This is a genomic window from Okeania sp. SIO1H4 (genome assembly GCF_010672695.1).
GTDB classification, from domain to species: Bacteria; Cyanobacteriota; Cyanobacteriia; order Cyanobacteriales; family Microcoleaceae; genus Okeania; species Okeania hirsuta.
This window is the reverse complement of sequence record NZ_JAAHGB010000003.1, coordinates 197,877-222,115: the sequence shown is the minus strand read 5'-3', so window position 1 is coordinate 222,115 and position 24,239 is coordinate 197,877. Positions and strand designations below refer to the sequence as shown.

The 24,239-nt window shown below is 37.0% G+C and carries 16 protein-coding genes; 12 read left to right on the top strand and 4 right to left on the bottom strand.

Annotated features, from left to right (window positions below):
* Nucleotides 1-402: 402 nt before the first annotated feature.
* The gene (locus F6K06_RS02000) at nucleotides 403-591 is read right to left on the bottom strand and encodes a hypothetical protein (RefSeq protein ID WP_287308819.1); all 189 of its coding nucleotides are present in this window, start codon (nucleotides 589-591) and stop codon (nucleotides 403-405) included.
* A gap of 744 nt (nucleotides 592-1,335) precedes the next feature.
* Here F6K06_RS02000 and F6K06_RS01995 point away from each other — a divergent pair.
* The 3 genes from F6K06_RS01995 (at nucleotide 1,336) to F6K06_RS01985 (ending at nucleotide 5,400) form a co-directional block, all read left to right on the top strand.
* Nucleotides 1,336-2,430 (top strand): glucose-1-phosphate thymidylyltransferase, encoded by a 1,095-nt coding sequence (locus F6K06_RS01995; protein WP_287243363.1) that lies wholly within the window; start codon nucleotides 1,336-1,338, stop codon nucleotides 2,428-2,430.
* A 539-nt stretch (nucleotides 2,431-2,969) separates the two neighbouring features.
* Nucleotides 2,970-3,833, top strand: a complete 864-nt coding sequence (locus F6K06_RS01990; RefSeq protein ID WP_353734847.1) for a glycosyltransferase family 2 protein — start codon at nucleotides 2,970-2,972, stop codon at nucleotides 3,831-3,833.
* Nucleotides 3,834-4,311: 478 nt separating this feature from the next.
* Complete coding sequence (locus F6K06_RS01985; RefSeq protein ID WP_287243365.1) at nucleotides 4,312-5,400, top strand: glycosyltransferase family 1 protein; 1,089 nt, start codon at nucleotides 4,312-4,314, stop codon at nucleotides 5,398-5,400.
* A 52-nt stretch (nucleotides 5,401-5,452) separates the two neighbouring features.
* On the opposite strand, the gene F6K06_RS01980 is transcribed toward F6K06_RS01985, so the two are convergent.
* Complete coding sequence (locus F6K06_RS01980; RefSeq protein WP_124154232.1) at nucleotides 5,453-5,632, bottom strand: hypothetical protein; 180 nt, start codon at nucleotides 5,630-5,632, stop codon at nucleotides 5,453-5,455.
* 1,000 nt (nucleotides 5,633-6,632) lie between these two features.
* On the opposite strand from F6K06_RS01980, the gene glmM reads away from it, so the two are divergent.
* From glmM to F6K06_RS01950, 6 genes are all read left to right on the top strand, one after another.
* On the top strand, nucleotides 6,633-8,090 hold the full coding sequence (glmM, locus tag F6K06_RS01975) for a phosphoglucosamine mutase (RefSeq protein ID WP_124154233.1): 1,458 nt from the start codon (nucleotides 6,633-6,635) through the stop codon (nucleotides 8,088-8,090).
* Nucleotides 8,091-8,103: 13 nt separating this feature from the next.
* Entirely contained in the window at nucleotides 8,104-9,753 is a 1,650-nt protein-coding gene (hpsL, locus tag F6K06_RS01970; RefSeq protein ID WP_287243367.1) for a hormogonium polysaccharide biosynthesis protein HpsL, read from the top strand.
* A gap of 11 nt (nucleotides 9,754-9,764) precedes the next feature.
* Nucleotides 9,765-10,784: a hormogonium polysaccharide biosynthesis glycosyltransferase HpsN gene (hpsN, locus tag F6K06_RS01965; protein WP_124142876.1), complete on the top strand. Its 1,020-nt coding sequence runs from the start codon at nucleotides 9,765-9,767 to the stop codon at nucleotides 10,782-10,784.
* 174 nt (nucleotides 10,785-10,958) lie between these two features.
* Nucleotides 10,959-11,891, top strand: coding sequence for an Rpn family recombination-promoting nuclease/putative transposase (locus F6K06_RS01960; RefSeq protein ID WP_287243368.1), 933 nt, complete (start codon nucleotides 10,959-10,961; stop codon nucleotides 11,889-11,891).
* A gap of 158 nt (nucleotides 11,892-12,049) precedes the next feature.
* Nucleotides 12,050-13,216 carry a hormogonium polysaccharide biosynthesis glycosyltransferase HpsO gene (gene hpsO, locus F6K06_RS01955; protein WP_124142874.1) on the top strand — a complete coding sequence of 389 codons (1,167 nt, stop codon included), beginning with the start codon at nucleotides 12,050-12,052 and terminating at the stop codon, nucleotides 13,214-13,216.
* A gap of 330 nt (nucleotides 13,217-13,546) precedes the next feature.
* Entirely contained in the window at nucleotides 13,547-16,147 is a 2,601-nt protein-coding gene (locus tag F6K06_RS01950; protein WP_287243370.1) for a M1 family metallopeptidase, read from the top strand.
* A gap of 564 nt (nucleotides 16,148-16,711) precedes the next feature.
* Here F6K06_RS01950 and F6K06_RS01945 read toward each other — a convergent pair.
* Both F6K06_RS01945 and F6K06_RS01940 read right to left on the bottom strand, forming a co-directional pair.
* Nucleotides 16,712-17,851 carry an ATP-binding protein gene (locus F6K06_RS01945; protein ID WP_205127203.1) on the bottom strand — a complete coding sequence of 380 codons (1,140 nt, stop codon included), beginning with the start codon at nucleotides 17,849-17,851 and terminating at the stop codon, nucleotides 16,712-16,714.
* On the bottom strand, nucleotides 17,812-18,828 hold the full coding sequence (locus F6K06_RS01940) for a HAMP domain-containing sensor histidine kinase (protein WP_205127202.1): 1,017 nt from the start codon (nucleotides 18,826-18,828) through the stop codon (nucleotides 17,812-17,814). The genes F6K06_RS01945 and F6K06_RS01940 overlap by 40 nt, the downstream gene beginning before the upstream one ends.
* Before the next feature lie 535 nt (nucleotides 18,829-19,363).
* On the opposite strand from F6K06_RS01940, the gene F6K06_RS01935 reads away from it, so the two are divergent.
* The 3 genes from F6K06_RS01935 (at nucleotide 19,364) to F6K06_RS01925 (ending at nucleotide 24,054) form a co-directional block, all read left to right on the top strand.
* Nucleotides 19,364-19,849: a hypothetical protein gene (locus tag F6K06_RS01935; protein ID WP_124145591.1), complete on the top strand. Its 486-nt coding sequence runs from the start codon at nucleotides 19,364-19,366 to the stop codon at nucleotides 19,847-19,849.
* Between the two features lie 100 nt (nucleotides 19,850-19,949).
* Nucleotides 19,950-22,382: a caspase family protein gene (locus F6K06_RS01930; protein ID WP_124145592.1), complete on the top strand. Its 2,433-nt coding sequence runs from the start codon at nucleotides 19,950-19,952 to the stop codon at nucleotides 22,380-22,382.
* A 655-nt stretch (nucleotides 22,383-23,037) separates the two neighbouring features.
* A complete protein-coding gene (locus tag F6K06_RS01925; RefSeq protein ID WP_287239813.1) occupies nucleotides 23,038-24,054 on the top strand; it encodes a CHAT domain-containing protein in 1,017 nt (338 codons plus the stop codon).
* Nucleotides 24,055-24,239: the final 185 nt, after the last annotated feature.

Sequence of the window (24,239 nt, the reverse complement as noted above, 5' to 3'; positions counted from 1 at the left end):
ATTTATCCCGAAATTAGATATAGCGCTAGGGAATAGGGAATAGGGAATAGGGTTTTAGGATTGAAAAATGTCCTAACCAATTCTTGTAGTGCTATAGCTGTGGTCTTGCCATATAATTCTCATACAATTCTATTGAGCTAATATCAAACTTTTCTGAATTTTACCGTCTTATTATATCTTTGGAAATATCATTTACAGAAAAAAATTCTTATCCTGTGTGTCACTTTGCCAAAATAGACAGAATTAATTAATGGATAATTTTCCCTGATGAGCGGTAATTTTTTTCCCTTTTCAGTAGTGGAGCTGTTTGGCAAAATTTCACAGAATTTTCTCGCAGAAAAATCTCTTATCTTGTTTGTCACTTGACCAAAATAGCGAGAATTAATTAATGGCAAATTTTCCCTAATCACCGAGAAATTTTTTCCCCTCTTCAGTAGTAGAGATTTTGGGCAAAATTTTACAGAATTTTCTCGCAGAAAAATCTCTTATCTTGTTTGTCACTTGACCAAAATAGCGAGAATTAATTAATGGCAAATTTTCCCTGATGAGGGAGAAATTAGTCTCCTCTTCAGTAGTGGAGATTTTTGGCAAAATTTTACAGAATTTCCCCAGAAAAAATCTCTGACACTGTGTGTCATGTTCTGAAAATAGCGAGAATTAATTAATGGCAAATTTTCCCTGATGAGGGAGAAATTTTTTGCCCTCTTCAGTAGTAAAGATTTTGGGCAAAATTTCACAGAATTTCCCCAGAAAAAATCTCTGACACTGTGTGTCATGTTCTGAAAATAACGATAATTAATTAATGGCAAATTTTCCCTAATCACCCAGAAATTAGTCTCTTTTTCAGTAGTGAAGATTTTGGGCAAAATTTCACAGAATTTCCCCAGAAAAAATCTCTGACCCTGTTTGTCATGTTCTGAAAATGGAGAAATTTGTCTCTTGTTCAGTAGTGGAGATTTTTGGCAAAATTTCACAGAATTTCCTCGCAGAAAAATCTCTTATCTTGTTTGTCACTTGACCAAAATAGCGAGAATTAATTAATGGCAAATTTTCCCTAATCACCGAGAAATTTTTTCCCCTCTTCAGTAGTGAAACTTTTTGGCAAAATTTCAGATAATTTTCCTACAGAAAAAATTTCTTATCCTATTTATCACTTTCTCAAAATAATCACAATTAATTGACTAATAGTTTTTTCTTCTTGCTTCTTCCTTTCTCCCTCTTGCTTCTTCCTTCTTCCCTCTTGCTTCTTCCTTCTTCCTTCTTATGCTAAAGTGAGAAAAAATTCAGCCCTAAGAACAAAAACTACAATAAAAATCCGCAATTGGAAGTATTGACATGAAAGCATTAATTCTCTCTGGTGGAAAAGGTACAAGGTTACGTCCTCTTACTTATACAGGAGCAAAGCAATTAGTACCAGTTGCGAATAAACCTATTTTGTGGTATGGCATTGAGGGTATTATCGCAGCAGGTATTACCGACATTGGCATTGTTATTAGTCCAGAAACGGGAAAAGAAGTACAAGAATTAACAGGAAACGGCGAAAAATTTGGAGCTAATATTACCTATATTCTGCAAGAGCAACCTGCTGGTTTAGCTCATGCTGTGAAAATTGCCCAACCATTTTTGGCAGATTCTCCTTTCATTATGTATCTAGGAGATAATATTATTGAGAGTCAGCTAGAACAATTTTTAGAGACTTTCAAAAAAGAACAATTAGATGCTTTAATTCTGCTGCGAAAAGTACCTAATCCCACAGCATTTGGTGTAGCAAAAGTAGATGAAAAGGGGAAAGTTTTAGGGTTAGTAGAAAAACCGAAAGTTCCTCCATCTGATTTGGCACTGGTGGGAATATATTTCTTCTCAAATAAAATCCATAATGCCATTGCTAATATCAAACCTTCAGCTAGAGGAGAATTAGAAATTACTGATGCTATTCAATATTTAATTGACCAACAAACATCCGGTGCAGATCAAGAAATTTCTGTTGAAGCACGTACCTTAGAAGGTTGGTGGTTAGATACAGGTAAAAAAGATGATTTACTCAGTGCTAATCAAATTATTTTAGATACTCGTTTAACTAATTCAGTAAATGGGGAAATAGATTCTCAAAGTCAAATTATTGGGCGAGTAAAAATTGGTGAAAATACTAAACTAATTAATTGTAGTATTCGAGGTCCGGTGATTATAGGAGATAATTGTCACTTGGAAAATTGTTTTATTGGTCCTTATAGTAGTATTGCCGATAATGTAACTTTAATTGATGTTGACATTGAGCATAGTGTGATATTACAAGGAGCAAAAATTATTGAAATTCACCAACGTATTGTTGATAGTTTACTCGGTCGTCGTGCCCAACTAATTAATGCTCCACAACGTCCTAAAGCATTACGATTTATGATTGGTGATGATAGTCAAATAGAATTAACATAATTAGGCAATAGACAACAGGCAACAGGCAACAGGCAACAGGGATAAGGGATAAGGGATAAAAGTTTCCGAGTTTTTATGTATTTTTAGCATTATTGTAGGGTGCGTTAGACGGCTAAAATTTAGACTCGGAACGGTATTATAAATCCGTCGTAACGCACCATTTTAGTCGGTCTAGTAGGTGCGTTAGACGGCTAAAATTTAGACTCGGAACGGTATTATAAATCCGTCGTAACGCACCATTTTAGTCGGTCTAGTAGGTGCGTTAGACGGCTAAAATTTAGACTCGGAACGGTATTTAGAAATCCGTCGTAACACACCATTTTAGTCGGTCCAGTAGGTGCGTTAGACGGCTAAAATTTAGACTCGGAATGGTATTTAGAAATCCATCGTAACGCACCATTTTAGTCGGTCCAGTAGGTGCGTTAGACGGCTAAAATTTAGACTCGGAACGGTATTTAGAAATCCATCGTAACGCACCATTTTAGTTGTTTTAGCTTCACTTAACTGAACTTTTACCCCACCCCGAAGGAGAAACTAATATAAAAACTATATACTTTCTCACAGTTAATTACTATTCCACTCAATTAATTCAAAAATTAATCAATTCCATTACATTAACTCCCCAACTATTTCAGGAAATTATTATCATCAATAATTCTACGGATGATAATTCTATTTATCAACTCCAAAAGAACACCACAATTATTATTGACTCAGAAACTAATTTAGGATATGGAAAAGCTTGCAATTTAGGATTAAACTGGATTTATGACCAAAACCCTCAAGCCATAATTTGGTTAATTAATCCCGACGCTTATTTATTACCAAACTCCCTGGAAAAAGCACATCATTTTTTAGCCAAAAATCCCGAATTTTCCATATTAGGAACAACCGTCTACGAACCCACAGGAAAAGTTTGGTTTAGTGGCGGAAAATTTATTCCTAAAACTGGCAAAATAATTGCTAATGAATTTATCTCCAACACAGAAACATCAATCGCAGATTGGGTGACAGGATGCAGTATGTTAATTAACTTCAAAAACTTTAAAAACTGTCCTGAATTTGATAAAGATTATTTTTTATATTATGAAGACTTTGACTTCTGTAGACGCTATGTAAAACAAGGTCATAAAATTGCCATAACCCAAAAAATATCTGTAATTCATCAACCATCTTCCATTACCAATAAAAATCCCGAATTAAAACTTGAGCATAGCATCTATAGTTATCTACTAAGCTTAGAAAAACATACAAATAAATTAGTTTTAATATATAGATTACTCAGAATTACTATAGCAGCCTTGATTCTGCTACCTATAAATTATAAAATAGCTCGTGTTAAAATCAAAGCCATTAGGAAATTTATCAGATATAATTGTATGTTGGGTAGAACCAAGTGTTAGCGGAGCTTCCTGAAGGGAAACCCAACAAAGTATCATTTAATTAGGAAGAATTTTTGTCTGATTTGAACCTAGTTTGCTGAAAATTTTGGGTTTATCCTAACGGATAAGCTGGCGCTAACGTTCCTCAACCCAACCTAAACTATTCAAAATTTTTGACTCTAACTATAAATGTCTATAGCTGCTTTAGTTAAGCTACCAATAAATTATCAAATAGCTCATGTTAAAATCAAAGCAATTAGGAAATTTATCAGATATAATTGTAGGTTGGGTAGAACCAAGTGTTAGCGGAGCTTCCTGAAGGGAAACCCAACAAAGTATCATTTAATTAGGAAGAATTTTTGTCTGATTTGAACCTAGTTTGCTGAAAATGTTGGGTTTATCCTAACGGATAAGCTGGCGCTAACGTTCCTCAACCCAACCTACACTTATTGCTGGATTCTTAATCCATATATCCGTGCCATAATCCCTGTGAGCGCAAATGTCTAAGGAACTTCTAATTAATCTATCAGTATTAATTCCAAAACCAACAGGAATATCCATCTACGCTAATAACATCCTGCCACAACTTCAACAACTTAATCCTACCCTGTTAGTAGCCAATAATATTTCCAATTTTAACTGCCATCTAATCCCTAACAACATGACGCCCGCTCAGGGAACAAAAGGTCATTTACGACGATTATTATGGACTCAATTTCAATTATCAAATATCTATAAAAAATTACAAGCAAATCTACTTTTTTCTCCCCTTCCAGAAGCGCCTTTATTTTCTCAGTGTCGTTATATAGTAATGGCTCACGATTTAATTCCTTTACGTTTTCCTAAACCTGGTTCTCGCTTAACTGCTTATTTCAAATATTATATTCCTCAAGTATTAAACCAGGCAGAACATATTATTTGTAATTCTCAAGCAACGGCAACAGATATTACTGATTTTTTCCAAATACCACCTCAAAAAATTACACCTATTCCTTTAGGTTATGACTCTCAAATATTCCAATTTTTAGACTTACCTACACAAAATTACTTTCTTTATCTCGGTCGCCATGACCATTATAAAAATCTGCATCGGTTGATAGAAGCATTTGCTAAATTGCCGAATTTTTCCGAGTATGAATTATGGTTTGCCGGACCTACAGATAATACTTATACACCAACATTAAAAACTCAAATTAAAGAATTAGGTTTAACAAAATTAGTCAAATTTCTAGACTATGTTCCTGATTCAGAATTACCCAAAATAATCAATCAAGCGATCGCTCTGGTTTTTCCTAGTCTGTGGGAAGGGTTTGGTTTTCCCGTATTAGAAGCAATGGCCTGTGGTACTCCTGTTATTACTTCTAATATTTCATCCCTGCCAGAAGTTGCGGGAGATGCTGCTATTTTAGTTAACCCGAAAAATGTAGGAGAAATAACAGATGCGATGAATATTATTGCTAAAGATGGAGGAGAGCGATCGCGCCTCTCGACCTTAAGTTTGGCTAGAGCTAAAGAGTTTAGTTGGAAAAAAACTGGTTTAGCTACTAGGGAGATAATTCAGAATTATCTGATTAATAATTTAAGATGATAAGAAAAAAATAGAGCTTTGAAAACTCTATTTTTTCTTGAGAACTATTCAACTATTTGATTACCCAATAAACATTTGCGTTTGTTTTTGTTGTTAGCCACCTTCCATTATTTTCAATACACAACCACTGCCCTTCATAATAATTATTCAGAAAATAAACTTCATCACCATAATTAATAATTGGATCACTATTATCTCTTTTCCGAATAGTCCATTTTTGTTGTTCGTACAAGCCATCATAGTAGTATAGTGCGGGAGTACTCCATGCACCAAGAGTTTTCTTGTCTCCTACAGAAGCTTCGTCGTCTCTATTTTTACTGTGTCTCCATCTTTTATTACTCCACTTCCACCAGACAGTTTAAGTTTTATAGGAGGTTGTGATGTACTAAACTGTGGGAAGTATTCTTCAGGACTTATATCTCCTACCCTTTCTAAAGACGTAAGGATATTTACTGATATGACTCATCAAAGTTCATATAAAAGTTCATATAATTAGGCTTTTCTTCATAGTGAAAATCAACCGTTATTAGCTACCTGCACAAATTGAATCATTTGTCAATCTCATAAAATCTATATGAATATTTATTCAACAAACAATAGACAGCAAGCATTAACGAAGTCAAAAGTCAGAAGTCAGAAGTTAAATATTCCATCTGATCTCCATCTCCCCTACTCCCCAGAGGGAGGCCAGAAACTCCTATAGCAATGTGCGCTGGCATATTTACAAATTGCAGGAGGTGTCCAATAGCTAAAAGTCTTATACTATCCGCAATTTATTCCCCCTATTGCCTTCCGGAGTTGTTGCCTGTTGCCTGCGCGCAGCGCTATACTTCAAAGGCCCAGGAGTAGGCTGGAAAAAAAGCGATCGCCTCCTTCTTAGCTATGGAGCGATCGCCCTTTCATAGATAGACACCCCAGAAATGTTACTTGCAGCGATTAGTGCAGAAGATACAAATTTCACCTTCGTTACAAATATGTGAAGAGAACTAGCGTATTATATCGCGCTCCGTATCGCAAATCGTTAACTAAGTCGAAACTCTCAGGAATTAGGCACTGACAATAAATATAGGGTTTTGTGTTACGCTACCGCTAACACACCCTACTGGACTGACACTATTGCCTGTTGCCTGCACACAGCGCTATAAATAATTCAAAATTATCTATTCAATCAGGAAGTGCTATTCTCTTTCTTGAGAGTGAGAATAACTAAATATTGACGAGGAGTGAAAATTATGGTAGCAATACCATCATTCAAACCAACTTATGGACAAAATACTTTTAACTTATCACCCACAGCAATAACAACAACATTGCCTTGGAACCATACCTTACTGCCCACAACACCCCTATTCGGTACAGATGGCATCCGGGGCAAAGCAGGAGAACTACTAAACGCCCCCCTAGCCTTACAAATAGGCTTTTGGGCAGGACAGGTATTGCGCCAATATTCTCCAAACTGTGGCCTTGTAATTATGGGTCAAGATACCAGAAATTCAGGCAATATGCTAGGAATGGCTCTATCAGCAGGTTTAACCGCAGCAGGGTTAGAAGTTTGGAATTTAGGTTTATGCCCTACCCCTTGTGTTGCTTATCTTACTAGCGTTTCAGAAGCAATAGGCGGGGTAATGATTTCTGCTAGTCATAACCCACCCGAAGATAATGGGATTAAATTTTTTGGTTCCGATGGTACAAAACTCTCTTCAGAATTACAGAAACAAATAGAATCTGGAATTAGAGGAATGGCAGATTTTCCAGCTATTCACAATAACTGGGGACAGCATTACCATAGACCAGAATTAGTCAAGGAGTACCAAGCATCTCTACATTCTCCTTTAATACCAGGACATTTCCAGGGAATGAAAATAGTTCTGGACTTAGCTTGGGGAGCAGCAGTTCATACCGCCCCAGAAGTTTTCCAGGGAATGGGGGCAGAAGTCATTTGTTTACATGACCAACCAAACGGCGATCGTATCAATGTCAACTGTGGGTCTACTCATCTCCATTCCCTGCAACAAGCAGTAGTAGAAAACAAAGCTGATATAGGATTTGCCTTTGATGGAGATGCTGACCGAGTATTAGCAGTAGATTCTCAAGGTCGTTCAATAGATGGAGATTATATACTCTACTTCTGGGGCCAAAGCTTAAGTAAAGCCGGGTTATTGCCAAACAACTTGATTGTCACGACAGTCATGGCCAATTTAGGATTTGAACGTGCTTGGCACAAACAGGGTGGACAAATATTGAGGACTAAAGTAGGAGACCAATATGTTCATGCAGAAATGCAGCGGACAGGCTCAATGTTAGGCGGCGAGCAATCAGGACATATTCTCTGTCCTCACTATGGCCTTACAGGAGATGGTCTAATGACAGCCCTACATTTAGCAGCTCTAGTCAAAAGCTCAGAAGTCTCCCTAGCAGAATTAGTAGACCAAAGCTTCCAGACCTATCCCCAATTGCTCCGAAATGTCCGGGTAGAAGACCGCGATCGCCGAGCTAACTGGAAAAACTGCGAACCATTAGTCAGAGCTATAGAAGAAGCAGAAACAGCTTTAGCAGATGTAGGGCGGGTTTTAGTCCGAGCCTCTGGCACAGAACCACTAATTAGAGTTATGGTAGAGGCAATTAATGCTGAACTCGCAAGCTACTGGACAGAGAACTTAGTTTTAGCAGTCCAGCAATATCTGGCCTAAAACTGACTTAACAATGCCGACAAAACAAAAGTCTAAAAAAAAATCAAAAAGCAAATCAAAAAAGAAAGGCAAACCTGCTGCTCCCCAGGTTAGCAAAAAGGAATTAGCTGCCAGAAAGCGCCAAAGAGCTAAACAAATTCAGCAGGTTATTGGCGCTCTTGTTACTTATGGTGGTCTTGGTCTTGTTATTGGTATAACGTTATTTTTCATAGCGGAGCCAAAAATAGCCCTCGCTGGTGGTGGTGGTGTGGCAGTTTTAGGTTTTTCCTTCAAGTATCCAATTTTAGGACTTTGGGCCTTCCTAATTTATATGCCCTTTGCTGGCACTGTGACTTACTGGATCGGTGGAGGAAGTCCCATTTTTCAGTTAGCAAAAGATGGCTTTTTCATTCCAGCAATGATTGGCATTGGTATGTGGTGCAAAAAAACAGGAAATCCATTCATCATTCCCAAGGTAGTGAAAAATCCCTTATACATTTTATTGGGCTTTTGTCTACTTACTTTACTATTCGTTAATGGTGCTCAACAGTTGGAACCACCAGACCCACTCAGACCAAATGTTAATGAACAAGTTAATGAACAACCAATATTGATGGGAATATTGGGACTCAAAGCATTGATCGGCTACCTACCTTTAATTACAGGTGCTTACTATAAACTCAAAACTAAAAAAGAATTATTACTTGCTGCGCGTCTTACACTAATTTTAGCTATTATCTGTTGTTTACTTGGTATAGTACAGTACCAATTTCTCAGTTCAGGTAAGTGTAAAGGTACTCGTGGTTTTACTGGACAACAACTATTTAGAGCAACTCTAAAAGCTAAATGTTTAGTAGGAGGCGCTCTATTATTTAGTCCTAGTCAGGGTGTGATTCGTTTACCGGGTACTTTTGTTGCACCTTGGCAGTGGGGATGGTTTTTGATTTCTAATGCTGCCTTTACCTTTGCAGTTGCTTTTAGTGACCCCTCTCCTATCTGGCGAATAGGAGGTTTATTTGGAATGGCAGTGGTTTTTGTTAATGCAGCTATTAGCGGTCAAAGAATTGCTCTAGCTCTGGTTCCCACAGTAACTATAATTCTTCTGGTGCTGACAGGTCAGATCGCTAACCTCAAAAGGTTTCTTCCTATAGGTATTGGACTAGGTGTTGTACTGGGAGGAGTAATAGTATCCAATCCTGTAGTTGTTCAGGAGCGGATAGATAGTTTTGTTAGTCGCTGGCAAGCTGCACCACCCACTGCTTTTATTACCGGACAATTTCACGAAGTCAGCTATGTAGGAGTTTTGGGCAAAGGGTTAGGACGGGCTACTAATTCAGCCCGAACTTTTGGTAGAACTAGGTTAATTGAGACTTATTATCCTAAGTTAATTTATGAAATAGGACAGTTCGGCGCAATTGCAATGTTAGTCTTGCTAACCACTATTACTTTTACTAGTTTCAAAGCTTATCGCTCTATTAAAGACAAGAGTCTACGCAGTTATGGTGCATGCTATTGGGTTTTTGTTTTGATTATTAGCTACAACACTTATTACTATCCTCTAGATGTAGATCCAGTTACGGTTTATTACTGGTATTTTGCTGGAGTAGTTCTGAGGTTGCCAGCAATTGATAAACAGGAACAAGCAAGAATTAAAGCGGAAGAAGAAATGGAAAATGGTAAATAAGAAGGAGAAAAATGAACGCACAATCTCTAAAAGAAAAAAATCAACAATTAGCTATTCCTATTTCTGTTGTCATTCCTACCTATAATCGTGAAGAAGCTCTGGTAGATACGATCGCGGATGTTATTGCACAAGACTATCCTAATTTTGAAGTTTTGGTAGTTGACCAAACTGCTACTCATAAACCAGAGACTCAAGCTTATTTAGAAGAACAAGCAAGTTCTGGAAAAATTAAATTGTTCCGTCTGACTTGGGCGAGTTTACCAGGGGCAAGGAATTATGCGGTCAGACATTGTAGTGGCGAAATAATTCTTTTTATTGATGATGATGTACGCTTGGAAAAAGGATTTTTGGCTGCCCATGCTCGTAACTATGTTGATCGCCCAGAAGTAGGAGCAGTGGCGGGACGAGTATTCGATCGCATGAAATTAGGAGATTCTGGTGGAGAGCTGGAAATAGAAGATTTACCCCCTGAAGCATCAGACCCCGGTATTGCTTGGTATCATATCGATTTGGTACATACAGTTAAGGCTCAACGAGTGATATCAGCAAGAGGTTGTAATATGTCTTATCGCCGAGATATTTTTACTAAGTATGGTCTGAGTTTTGATGAGCGGTTTCGAGGTAGTGCAGTACGGGAAGAGTCAGATTTTTGTTTGAGGTTACGACAAACTGGTTATCAGGTTTGGTTTGACCCAGAAGCTTCTCTAGTTCACTTGGGTGAAGAAAGTGGAGGTTGTCATGATATTTCAACGCGATCGCTCAAATATCAAGTTACTTTTTATCACAATCACTTTTTCATGGGATTAAAAAATCTGACTCTTAATCAATGTCTGCGTTTCTTTGCCAAATTATTTGATTGTCATGTGTTGGGCAACCCTCCTTGTTATAAAGGTGGCTCCCCTATCAAAATAATTACCCGTGGAGGTTTCTATACTCTTGGTTTTTTGAGTGCTGTTCAAACAAAGGTTAAATCTATTTGGGATGATGGGCAAATTTATACAAGGGAACAGGGAATAGGGAACAGGGAATAGGGAACAGGGAACAGGGAGGAATAATTGATAATTTATGGATAATAATTGATTTTACTGTTGATTTTTGGAGATGTCTTTAAAGAAAGTTAAAAATTAGAAATAAGTAGAGACTTTGTATGCAACATCAGTCCATAGGTTGAAGTAAAAAAATCAAGAATTAACACGCTATTTATTATGAAATTTATCGATCCTAAAACAGATTATGCCTTCAAAAAAATCTTTAGTTCTGCACAGAGTAAAGATATTATAATTAGTTTTCTCAATGCACTACTTTATGAAGGTCAGAATACTATCCGTGACTTAGAATTTATTGATACCTATGAACCTGGGTCAGTAGCCATTCTCAAAGATTCATATTTAGATGTGAGGGCTAAACTTGATAATGGCTCTACAGTGATTATTGAAATGCAGGTTTTAAATATCGAAGGTTTTAATAAACGAGTTATTTATTATGCTGCAAAAGTTTATGTTAATCAACTCCAGCGAGGTAAAGTTTATACAGGTCTAAAACCAGTAATTTCTTTAACTATTGCTGATTTTACGATGTTTAAGGAGAGTGAAAAAATTATTACACGCTTTGCATTTAAAGAATGGGAGAATTCTTTTGTTTATCCAGACAGCGATATAGAACTATTTTTTGTGGAGTTACCTAAATTTAAGAAAAAATTGGCAAATTTAGAAAATATTACAGATAAATGGCTCTACTTTATGAAACATACTAATAGTTTGGAGGTCGTACCGGAATCAATGGAAGTAGTTCCTGAAATTAGTCAAGCTTTTACTATTGCTAATAAGGCTAATTTAACTATAGATGAATTGCAACAATTGGAAAAGCAAGAGCAATTTCTTCTTGACCGGAAAGGGGCAATTGCTTTTAGTAAAGAAGAAGGTCGTGAAGAAGGGAAAATAGAAGGTCGTGAAGAAGGGAAAAGGGAATTAATTATAAATTTAATAGAGCGTTTATTAGGAACAATTGATTCCAATATAAAAGAACGCTTTAATCAATTATCAAATAGGGAATTAGAAGAATTAAGTCAGGTAATGTTAGAGTTCAAAAATATATCTGATTTAGTAGCTTGGTTAGAGCAAGTCAGAGATGAAGAGTGACACAAATAGGTAATAAATAGGGAAACTATTTTTTTGATAAAAAATCAATATTTAAGTCATACTAAGAGAAAGTAAAAATAATACTGCTGACTTCAATTTTTTTCTGAAAACTTCTAACAAATACTCCTTCATAAATACTAAATCACCCAATAATAACCATGAAAATATTAGTAGCGAGCCACACCTATATTGTTGATTTAAACCGGGAAAAATTACGCGCTTTAGCTCAACTTGAACCGGGTATTGAAGTTATGGTTGTTGTTCCTAAACGTTGGAATCCAAAAGGAGTACAAAGTCAAATAGTTGAAACCCAATTTATTGATGAAGGTTCTTTTCAAGTAGTACCTATTTCTAATTACAGCGAAAATAATCAAGCTTTACTGACTTTTGGCCCTGACTTAATTAGTTTACTAAGAAAATTCAAGCCCGATATTATTCAAGTAGAACAGGGTTCTAAAGCTTTAACTTATGCTCAGTTCATTACTTTTAATAAACTTTTAGGACTCAAAGCAAAAAATCTCTTTTTTACTTGGTGGAATCTACCTTATGAACTTAAGTTTCCCATTTCTTTACTAGAATCTTATAATCTCAAAAATACTGATGGAATTGTTGCTGGAAATAAAGATGGAGAAGATATTTTAAGAGAACGAGGCTACAAAGGGCCGATTAAAGTCATGCCTCAATTGGGAGTAGATGAAAGTTTGTTTAAACCAGAAACACAACCAGAATTAAAAGATAGTTTGGGAATTAAAACTGATGATTTTGTGGTGGGTTTTGTAGGTCGTTTTGTTGAGGAAAAGGGCTTACTCACATTAACTGAAGCCTTGGGAGGTTTACAAGAAAAACCTTGGAAATGGTTATTATTAGGAAGGGGTGAATTACAATCAACTTTATTAGAAAAAGCAGCAAAATTAGGAATTAAAGAGAGGCTAATTTTAGTAGAAAGTGTTCCCCATGACCATGTACAAAAATATATTAATCTGATGAATACTTTAGTATTGCCATCAGAAACTACTTATAAGTTTAAAACTTTAACTTCTGTGGGTTGGAAAGAACAATTTGGTCATGTTTTAATTGAAGCAATGGCTTGTCAAGTGCCTGTAATAGGTTCTGATTCTGGAGAAATTCCTTATGTAATTGGGGATGCTGGTTTGGTATTTCCAGAGGGAAATGTTGAGGAATTGAGAAGTTGTTTAATGCAGTTGATGGAGCAAAAAGAATTAACTGAGGAATTAGGGAAAAAGGGTTATGAAAAAGCAATGAATCAGTATACAAATCAAGCTTTAGCCAGACAGTTATTTAATTTTTATCAGGAGTTAGTATAGTTTTTTTGATAGCGCTATATTATACAGCGGTTTTCATTTTGGTAGACTACTATTAACAATTAAATATTCCTAGTGCGGGCATCTTGCCCGCCATAGCATCTTGCCCGCCATAACATCTTGCCTGCTATGGGTGTACCTCACCCCTAGTGGAATCTGCTGTATGTATTACTGAATACAAATTTTGAGAATATTAAATTCGTATCAATCCCAGGATTAAGCTGTAGGATAATTGTATAATGGTATTTTACAATAATCTAGGTATTGCTGTCAGGGCTACGACTAACAGATATACTAGATTTTTGTCCAATACATATCAATAAATCACATCGAATGTCCAATATTTACTTTGATTCTGAAAATAATTCCAAATCTTTTGAATTACCAGGTGCTAAACCCCATTATAACCCTGATAGTCCAGGCAAAGTAGAACATATTTTCCTCGATCTAGAACTCGACATTCCTAATCACAGTTTTCATGGCAATTGTATCATTAGTTTAAACCCTGTACGGAGTGGGATTGATAAATTAACTCTTGATGCAGTTGACTTAGAAATTAAATCTATTAAAGTTAACAACACTGAACAAACTTTTGACTACGACGGCGAAGAATTACAGATTTATCTACAACCAACGACTGAAGCAGGTAAACGAATAAAAGTAGCGATCGCCTACGCGGCCAACAACCCTCAAAGAGGGATCTATTTCATCACTCCTGACAAACATTATCCAAACAAACCCACCCAAGTCTGGACTCAAGGCGAAGACGAAGACTCTCGTTACTGGTTTCCCTGTTTCGACTACCCCGGTCAACTATCGACATCAGAAATTCGTGTCAAAGTACCCCATAAATTTATTGCTATCTCCAATGGTGAACTTATTAACACCGAAGAAAGTGAAGATAACAAAACTTATCATTGGATGCAAAAACAAGTTCACCCTACATATTTAATGACCTTAGCAGTGGGTAAATTTGTCGAAATTAAAGATGAATGGAATGGTATTCCTGTTACTTATTATGTAGAAAAAAAACGTCAAGATGATGCTCTACGAACTATGGGAAAAACTCCCCAAATGATAGAATTTTTTAGTCAAGAATTTGGCTATAAATATCCCTATCCTAAATATGCTCAAGTTTGCGTTAATGAATTTATTTTTGGAGGGATGGAAAATACCTCTACAACTTTACTAACAGATAGATGTTTACTAGATGAAAGAGCAGCTTTAGATAATCGTAATTCTGAAAGTTTAGTTGCTCACGAACTTGCCCATCAATGGTTCGGCGATTTAATTGTAATTAAACATTGGTCTCATGCCTGGATTAAAGAAGGAATGGCTACCTATTCAGAAGTATTATGGACAGAGCATGAATATGGTCAAGATGATGCTGCTTATTATCGATTGAAAGAAGCTCGAAGTTATATTGCTGAGGATAAGTCTCGCTATCGTCGTCCGATTGTTACTAATGTTTATCGGGAAGCAATAGAGCTTTATGACCGTCATCTTTATGAAAAAGCTGCTTGTGTTTATCACATGATTAAAACTGAATTAGGAGATGAATTATTTACAAAAGCTATTCATACTTTTGTGGAAAATAATGCTCATAAAACGGTGGAAACTATCGATTTATTAAGAGCAATTGAACAGACAACAGGACGGAATTTATTATTCTTATTTGACCAATATGTTTTTCGGGGCGGTCATCCTGATTATCAGGTTAATTATGTTTGGGATGGTGATAGTAAATTAGCTAAAGTAACAGTTAAACAAACTCTGGTAAATAATGATAAAAATGGGGATTCAAGTAAAGAATTATTTGACCTAAAAATTCCTATTGCTTTCGGTTATCTCAAAGAAGAAAAGCCAGAATTGACAACTTTTACTGTACGAATACATGAGCAGGAACAAACCTTTTATTTTCCCCTGGCAGAAAAACCAAAATTTATCAGCTTTGATGTTGGTAATAACTATCTCAAAACAGTGAAATTGGCATATCCATTGGCGGAGCTAAAAGCACAATTACAATTCGATCCAGACCCTATATCTCGTATTTATGCTGCCGAAGCGTTGGTGAAAAAGGGTGGTTTAGAAGTTGTGAAAGTATTATCAAAAGCGCTGATAGAGGAATCTTTTTGGGGCGTGCGTGTTGAAGTAGTGAAGCAACTGGCAAAAATTCAACTAGACCAGGTCTTTGATAGTTTGGTTACAGGTTTAAACGACGAAGATGCTCGCGTGCGTCGTGCTGTGGTGGAAGCACTAACACAAATAAAAACCAATAAAAGTTATCAGCAACTAAAATCTATAGTGAAAAATGGCGATGCTAGTTATTATGTAGAAGCTGCTGCTGTGTCTGGAATTGGGGATATTGCTGCTGCCAATGCTAACTCCGATCAAAAGCCAACTCAGGAAAAGGTAATTAAATTGTTGAAGTGGGTATTGGCAGAAAAACGGGGTTGGAATGAGGTCGTGCGTTCTGCTGCTATATCAGCGTTGAGTAAGATGAAGACTTCTGAAACTGCTCTAAATCTGATTTTGAAATATACTGTTCTTGGCGTACCGCAGACGTTACGTTTGAGTGCTATTCGGTCTCTAGGGACAATTTCTACTGCTCAGTCTCCTGTTAATTTGGAACGTATTTTGCAACGACTAACGGAATTATCACGGGAAAATTTTTTCTTAACTCAGATGTCTGTAGTAGCTGCTTTGTCGCAAATGGAAACTGCTACAGCGATTTCAATTTTGCAGAGTATAGTCGATCAAACTACTGATGGTCGAGTACGTCGTCGAGCTGAGGAAGCGGTACAGAGAGTGCAGAAAAATATTGGTTCTGATAAGGCTTTGAAACAGTTACGTCAGGAATTTGATAAGATTAAAAAGGAAAATCAGGAATTGAAAAGTCGTTTGGAAAATTTGGAGGCTAAGGCTAAAGAATAAAGAAGGTTGTAGGTGGTAGGTATTAGGTGGTAGGTGAAAAGTCTGAGGAAAATATGGGTCTCAAGCATTGTTCTTGTCATATCAAGTTCTACTGATTAACCACAATATAAAAAGATAAAAAAGATGGCATACTCCTCAAGAGTCATCTTAAGATGACTTAAACTATTAGCCAAGGATTTAAATCCTTGGCTTGGCGAACCATATCATCCGCCAAGAAATTTATTTCTTGGATCAAAGCAGAAGTCATCTTTAGATGACTAAAGATAGCTAATTTATTATGGCTAATGAATGAGACTTGATATAAGACTACTTTTACGACAATAGCTAATAGGTTAAGGAAGCTTTGTGATTCTAATAATTTATTTCGGTGTATTGAGGACGGAGAAAAGATCAACACACTACCTACAACCATTCACCCATCATCAGAATTAGGCGTTGCATATTTGCGTATTGCAAGGAGTGTGGGGAGTGTAGGGGACCTTACATAGAGTGCGCATTGGAATTCTTGTTTGAGAAAAACAGGAAGTATAAAGATGGGTTACTTTTTCTGCAAAGATTCATCCATTAGTTCAGCAACGCCGAATCAAGATACTCTTTAATGAAAGTTTTCAACCGTTTAAGTTGGAAACTATTCGCCAATTGCAAAATTTCTTGGGCAAAAGGAGTTAAAGTAACATCCGATTCTAGAAGCTGTTCAGCAACTTCCACAATACCTTGAATATCGCCATCTTCTACTAAAGTGAGTAATTCTTGTAAGACTTCCATAGCTGGAGAAACAATTTCTTCACTTTTTCTAACCTCAGTCACCTGAGCTGATGCTGCGGTCTTTTGCTCATAAACCCACTCTAAGTCAAGACACTGCTGTAAAATTTCTAATAATCTGTCAGTCTGTATAGGTTTGGGCAAAAATACATCAGCTCCGTTATCAATTGCCTCTTGTTGATTACTTTCAAACACACTAGCAGAAGAAGCGATCGCCACTACATCCTTCAACTTTTCCGAACTGCGGATATATTTAAGTAATTCATAACCATTCATTACTGGCATCATTAAATCAGTAATCACCACATCCGGCAGAGATACCATCATTTTTTCTAGAGCTTCCTTTCCATTTTTCGCTTCACTCATTTCAAAGCCAAGCATTTCTAGCAAGATCACCACCACCGAGCGATTTTCCGAACGGTCATCAACAACTAAGACACGACATTTTTTACCTTGATAACCCAATATAGTTCCCTGCTTCACAGTTCTCGAAGCCACTGCCCATTCTTTTGCTTCTGGAACTTCCACATCAAACCAGAAAGTACTGCCTTTACCTACTTCACTCTTTACTTCCAGTTGACTACCCATGAGTTTGACAATCTTTTGACTAATGGCTAACCCCAAACCTGTGCCTTCTGTCTGTTTTTTGCAGTCACCCACCTGTTCAAATGGCAGGAATATTTTCTCTTGTTGTTCTGGGGTCATACCTACTCCTGTATCTTTAACTTCAAAGTTGAGGCGATATTGGTCTGACAATTTTTGTGCGGTGACGCTAAAGGTAACGCTACCAATATCGGTAAATTTAATCCCATTGCTCAGGAGATTGATCAATACCTGCTGTAGTCGTTTTTCGTCAGCGCAAATGCCTATAGGTAAATTTTTATCGGGGGAGTAGTAAAAATTTATGCCTTTTTGTTCGGCTCGAATGCGACATATTTCCACCACTCCTTGGAGAAAAGAGGGAAAAGAAACTCGCTTGCCAAGAGGTCGAGTTTGCCGGCTTCAATTTTGGAGAGGTCGAGAATATCATTGATTAATTTCAGTAAGTGAAGACCACATTGTTTGATAATATCAAGACCTTTGTTTTCTTCCTCACTCATGGTTTCAGAATACTGAAGGATTTGAGCATAGCCAAGGATACCATTGAGGGGGGTGCGGAGTTCATGGCTCATATTGGCAAGAAATTCACTTTTGGCTTGGTTGGCTGCATTAGCAGTTTCTTTCGCTTGTTCCAATTGCCAGATGTAAGCTTGTTCTTCGGTCATTAACTGTTTGACACGGCAGATCAGTTGATTTAGGGATGTTGCTAATACACCTACTTCATCATTAGTTTGAACTGGTACTTGCAGATTGAAGTTAGAATCACGAGTAACTAATTGAGCAACATCTGTAACTGTTTGCAGTGGCTTGGCGATTGCATGACTGGTATATAAAGCTAGAATCAGAGCCACCCCTCCTGAAAGGCCAAAGCTAAAAACAATGATTTGATTTCGTAGAAGTTGGGCATTATTTAAGGCTTGCTCGGCATCTATTTCTCTTTGAATTGTGAGCTGATAAAACTCTCCCATCATATCGGGAGCTTCAATAAAAGCAACAAATTCTGGACTTTTAACTAAATTTATCAAGAGTTGTTCAGCAGTTTCTAAACCCTCAAGTTTCTGGGTCAGGGGTTGTACTGTTTTTGTAAAGGTAATTGCACGCTCCCTAAACTCCTCAACAGTTACTGCATAGTCTTCTAAAAAAGCTTGCAAATCTTTGAGGGTTGCTGGTTTTCCAGAATTATTGTGTTTAGCGAGCAAATCCTGAATATTTTGCAGTCGTTTGAGCAAAGCACCACTCTCTCGACGAAAAGCTTCAGGGTCTTGAAGGTAAGGAGCAAGTTGTTTAGCCAGGGAAAACGCATCTAATTTTTTTGACAAATGACCAAAAATAAAATTTCAAATGGAGAATATGCGATCGCGTTGCGGACTGGCAGTCTATCGCTTCTCAAATCACTGTCAAAAATACCAAAATTTTNATCGCGACTGACTCCGTAACAATTTTTTCTGTTTAAGAGTGATAATTTCGGGAAAAAACCATGAAATACTTGATAACATGGCCAAACTTGTACTCCTCAATATTTTTCTCTGGCGACAATGAATTAGCCCTGCCTCCTGGGAGGGGCGGGGGTGGGTTAACTTCTGACTTCTGACTTCTAACTTCTGACTTCGTTAAGGCCTACTTGTGGCATAAGGTGCGTTGCAACTGAGCCTACGAGTACAAAGGTTTCTAAGTATAAATACTAGAATACCCAATAATATTTTTGACCGGAATTGCCAGCATAATTACTGTGATATGATAGTCATAGGTAATTTCACAAGCTTTATTGGGACTTTGCTGTCCTGAATTACTTGGACTCCTACAAATTCTCTCAGAGGTCAATACAACAACTTGAGAAAATATTAGAGGAACTTTATGGCAGACATTAATGAGTTAATTGAAAAACTGGCAGAACTTGATGAGGAGACATTGCAAGCTCAACTTGGGATGCAACTACAAAGCTTGGAAGATGATTTAACCACAAGTGCTTCTGTAGAATCTATCAATATCAATACCCTGACGGCTGTTCCCAGAGGTCTAGAGGGTAATAAATTTATAGAATTTGGTCAGAATTTTTTTAAACGCCTGAATGGAGAAGCTTACGATTTCTTATGCGATCGTGACCCCTTTGGTGACGGTTGTAAAACAATGCAAAAAATTGAGGATGCTTACAATGAAAGTTCCACAAAAGCTGCGGGTATGTTAACTCCCATTTTGGTTACTAATTTAGGGTTAGCTCCGGCGATCGCTGCTATTGTTGCTACCTTAATTGTGCAGAAAATTGCTAGTGCAGCAGGTGAGACAATTTGCTCAATGTGGCAAGACAGTTTTGATGGGTCTAAACCACCTGAAATAGAGTAGGAAATGTTTTGCTTTTGCTGAAAGTTTTTTCAGCTTAAAATATCAACCCCCATCCTTAAAAATGAAGTTTCAATAACAAAAAAATTAACAGAGGAAGACTATGAATTTAACAACATTATTATCATCAAATAATTGGTCAATTTTTTCTGTAAGAGCTGTTTTAACTACTGTTATTCATCAGCTTCGATTATTAGTAACATCCGAAGAAAATCTTGGCATAACAACTACTAATATTTTGCACTCCGAAAAATCCAGGGCTTCAGACAGACCAAAAAATAGAACAGACGGAGGTCGTAGAGGAAGTTCTAGGGTTTCAGATAGACCAGAAAATAGAACAGACGGAGGCCGTCGAGGAAGTACATCTAGGGTTGCAGATAGACCAGAAAATAGAACAGACGGAGGCCGTCGAGGAAATACAGATGATGATTCAATATTATTTCCTGAAACACCTAACCAAACCCCCAACTTTCACGCTTTGCTCATCGGAATTGACTTCTATTTTCCCCATGAATTAGAAGGTGGCAGCTATAAAAATTTACGGGGTTGTGTTCGAGATATTAATCATGTTGAAACCTATTTAAAAAATACTTTCAACCTCACATCCGACCAAATTATTAAACTCACAGCTACTGCTTCAGATAATCCTAAGCAACCCAAAGAATCACCCGAATTTTTACCAACTTATGAGAATATAGTTGCTAAATTTAAAGAGGTAACTGCTAAAGCAAAACCTCAAGACCAAGTATATATTCATTACTCTGGTCATGGTGGACAAGCGAAAACAATTTTTACAGATATTAAGGGTATTTCTGGTATAGATCAAGGCTTAGTTCCCACAGATATTGGTCAACCAAATTCACGCTATTTACGTGACTTAGAATTTGCCCAACTTCTCGAAGAAATGGTGAATAAAAAATTAGTTGTAACTTTGGTACTCGATAGCTGTCATTCCGGTGGTGCAACAAGAGGTGGAGAAGACAAGATTCGTGCTGGAGGTTTTATTGATATGACTCCCCGACGAACTAATAGTTTAGTTGCACCTATTCAAGAACTAACAAAAAATTGGCAAAATCTAACAGCAAATAGTCGCAACCTTACCGTGGCCAATGGTTTGTTGCCACAACCAAAAGGTTATACTTTAATCGCAGCTTGTCGGGATAATGAATTTGCTTATGAGGATGTTTTTGAAGGAACAGAACGCAACGGCGCTTTAACTTATTTTCTCTTAAAAAATCTGCGCAAATTTGGCACAGAAATTGCTGTAGAAGAGCTATTTAATCGCATTTCTAATTTCGTTCATAATCGCTTTGAGCGACAAACACCGATGCTAATTGGACAGACAAAGCAGACTTTTTTTGGTGGTCAATCTGTTGTTAGTAGGCCTACTCCTACGGTCATGGATGTAGATATTACTAAAAACCGAGTCAAAATCCAAGCTGGTCAAGCTAATGGCATCAAAAAAGGGGCGGAATTTGATATTTTCCGATTTACAACCAGGGATTTTCAAGACAGCCAAAATCTAATTGCTACAGTAAAAGTAGTAGAATTAGGAGCATCTGATTGTTGGGCAGAAGTAACAGAATTACACAATATCAGAACCATCAATAATAACTTGAGCGAAGGAATGATTGAAATAGGTTCACCTGCAATATATTTAGGACCAGGGGTGAAACAAATTCGTAAAGTTTGTGTTCTTTTTCCAGACCCATTACCGCAAATTCCTGGTGTAAATGTGGCATTATTGCCTAATATTCTCGCAGCTAAGAAAGAACAAATTGAAGGTCATCGCTGGATAGAATTTTGTTCGGAAACAGAAATTGATGTAGATTATTTTGTTTCACTGAATGCTGCTGGAGAATATTGGGTTTTAGATGCTCTGAAACAGCCAATTAAAAATATTATTTTTCCAATAAAAGCGGATGATCCAGAAGCTAGTGAAAAGCTAATTAATCGCTTAATTCATCTTGCCAAATATCAGACTATTTGGGATTTGGATAACGAAGAATATTCTGCCCCATTAAATGGAAAGCTTAAGCTTGAATTAGGTACGTCAGTGAAACGAGAATTTGTACCTTTAGAAACTGACAATAATATTTATGAATTGGAAGAGGGCGAACGGGTTTTTCTCCGAATTCATAATCTATCTAATCAAACTTTAAATATTACGGCTTTGATACTTCAGGAAGATTTAAGTATTGTAAAATTCTATCCAAAAGCTGTGCCTTATGAAGTGTTAGAACCAGGAAAATATAAAGACACTCGCTTTGACCTCGAACTGCCAAAAAATTATCAGGAAGGGGTGGATATAGTTAAAGTATTTGCGACTGTGGATGGAACGAATTTTGAATTGTTGGAATTACCAGTATTAGACCAATCTCGAAGAGGTTTTGGTAATCAACAACCTACTAATAAATTAGAGGAATTATTGGCTGCTGTTGTAGATGAAGATAGTCCTCAGCGAAATATTAAAGTTGTTACTGACGCTAGTGAGGAATGGACAACAGAAAAAGTGGTGCTAGTGGTGAAGAAATAATATTAATCATGTCATGGCGAGGCGTTCATTAATTGATAATTGATCATGGATAATTGATAATTACCTCTGGTTAAAACCGTTACGGAATTGAATATAAGGAAATATTATTTCTTATCTTGGTCGATTGGAGATGGCGAGGAGACCCGCTCTTGACAGAGCCGCTCCGAAGATCGCCATCTCACCCTTCGGGAAGCTGCGCTAACGACCGCTGTCTTGGTTGATTGGATATGGCGAGGGGACCTCGCCATCCCTCAACCGCTTTTTTCCCCTTAAAAGGGGAGGCTTTAAACCAGAATTATTTAATTATTAATTATTAATTATTAATTAGGGTTTGCTGAAAAAGTCTTATGGGTGAGGGTAGGAGACAGGAGACAGGAGACAGGAGACAGGAGAAATGGGAATTTGGAGGAGGTAGGAGCTAAGTTTTGTCCCAAGATTGTTCTGCTCAACTCTTGACCAAAATAATGCTTAAATTTTCCCCTCATATAGCAATGAACAAGTTGCTTAGGACTTATGCTGATGATGAACCTCAGACAGGGAAATATTTTTCCCCCTGTTCCCCGCTATAACTGTTTAACCGGACATGATATTAATGGTGATAAATTGGCGATAATATTCAACTAATTTTATAGATTTGATTTAGTAACTTAAACTTATGAAAAACATTTTAATTCTCTCAGCAAATCCCTCAGATACAAGTCGATTACGTCTGGGAAAAGAAGTCAACGATATCCGCAAAACTCTTAGACAATCAAACCATAGAAACGAATTTCAAATTATTCCAGTTGGAGCGGTTCAGATTGATGATTTACAACAAACACTCTATGATTATCATCCCACAATTGTCCACTTTTCCGGTCATGGAACAGGAAATAATGGGTTAGTTTTAGAAGATAATTATGGTAAAACTGTATTAGTTAGTGAAGAAGCTTTAGCTCGATTATTTCAAAGTTTTCAAAATCAATTAGAATGTGTTTTACTTAATGCTTGTTATAGTGAAATTCAAGCTCAAGCTATTCATCAACATATTGATTGTGTTATTGGCATAAATCAAGCTATGGGAGACGAAGCTGCGATCAAATTTGCCGTTGGTTTTTATCGAGCATTAGGTGCTGGAGAACCCTACGATCGCTGCTTTGAATCTGGCTGTACTTTAATTGATTTAAACAGTATTCCAGAGTCAGACAAACCGCAATTAAAATATCGACCTAGGAAGGAAAATTTAGCCATGAATTCTCAAAACAAATTTAATCATAATTCTTCTCAATCAAATCCCAAATCTTTCAATCAATCCCAAAATTTTGGCAACATTAGTATTGGTGGAACAAATAATCCTTTTAACCCAACAAATACTAGAAGTAGCAATGTGAATATTGACCAAAGCCACACTCAAACTATCGGAGAAAATTCTGAATCAAAAATAGATACAGCATTAGCTGAATTAGGAAAGCTTAAACAGGAAATTGCTGCCACAAATGCTCTAAGTTTAATTCAGAAAAAACAAGCAGAAATTCCTGTTGAAATACTAGAAACAGAATTAAAGAAACCTCAACCTGACAAAGGCTTGATAGATGAAGCAGTTGAGGCACTTAAAAAAGGATTAGAAGGTGTAGAAAAATTAGCTGGACCTGTGATGAAAGTTGCAACAATTTTAGCCAAAGTTTGGATTTAATTTTCTCTCTTAATCAAGGGTGAGATTGCTTCAGGGGGTTTGCGTCTACCTATTTAGGGTTTGCTGAAAAAGCCTTATGGGTGAGGGTAGGAGACAGGAGACAGGAGACAGGAGACAGGAGAAAAGGGAATGAGCGAGGAGGTAGGAGCTAAGTTTTGTAAGAATGATTTTTCTGCCTAACTATG

What these genes read in the sequence shown, in the direction of transcription:
- F6K06_RS01995 (WP_287243363.1), top strand. Translation starts at nt 1,336, where the DNA reads ATGAAAGCATTAATTCTCTCTGGTGGAAAAGGTACAAGGTTACGTCCT.
- F6K06_RS01985 (WP_287243365.1), top strand. Translation starts at nt 4,312, where the DNA reads ATGTCTAAGGAACTTCTAATTAATCTATCAGTATTAATTCCAAAACCA.
- glmM (WP_124154233.1), top strand. Translation starts at nt 6,633, where the DNA reads ATGGTAGCAATACCATCATTCAAACCAACTTATGGACAAAATACTTTT.
- hpsL (WP_287243367.1), top strand. Translation starts at nt 8,104, where the DNA reads ATGCCGACAAAACAAAAGTCTAAAAAAAAATCAAAAAGCAAATCAAAA.
- hpsN (WP_124142876.1), top strand. Translation starts at nt 9,765, where the DNA reads ATGAACGCACAATCTCTAAAAGAAAAAAATCAACAATTAGCTATTCCT.
- F6K06_RS01960 (WP_287243368.1), top strand. Translation starts at nt 10,959, where the DNA reads ATGAAATTTATCGATCCTAAAACAGATTATGCCTTCAAAAAAATCTTT.
- hpsO (WP_124142874.1), top strand. Translation starts at nt 12,050, where the DNA reads ATGAAAATATTAGTAGCGAGCCACACCTATATTGTTGATTTAAACCGG.
- F6K06_RS01950 (WP_287243370.1), top strand. Translation starts at nt 13,547, where the DNA reads ATGTCCAATATTTACTTTGATTCTGAAAATAATTCCAAATCTTTTGAA.
- F6K06_RS01935 (WP_124145591.1), top strand. Translation starts at nt 19,364, where the DNA reads ATGGCAGACATTAATGAGTTAATTGAAAAACTGGCAGAACTTGATGAG.
- F6K06_RS01930 (WP_124145592.1), top strand. Translation starts at nt 19,950, where the DNA reads ATGAATTTAACAACATTATTATCATCAAATAATTGGTCAATTTTTTCT.
- F6K06_RS01925 (WP_287239813.1), top strand. Translation starts at nt 23,038, where the DNA reads ATGAAAAACATTTTAATTCTCTCAGCAAATCCCTCAGATACAAGTCGA.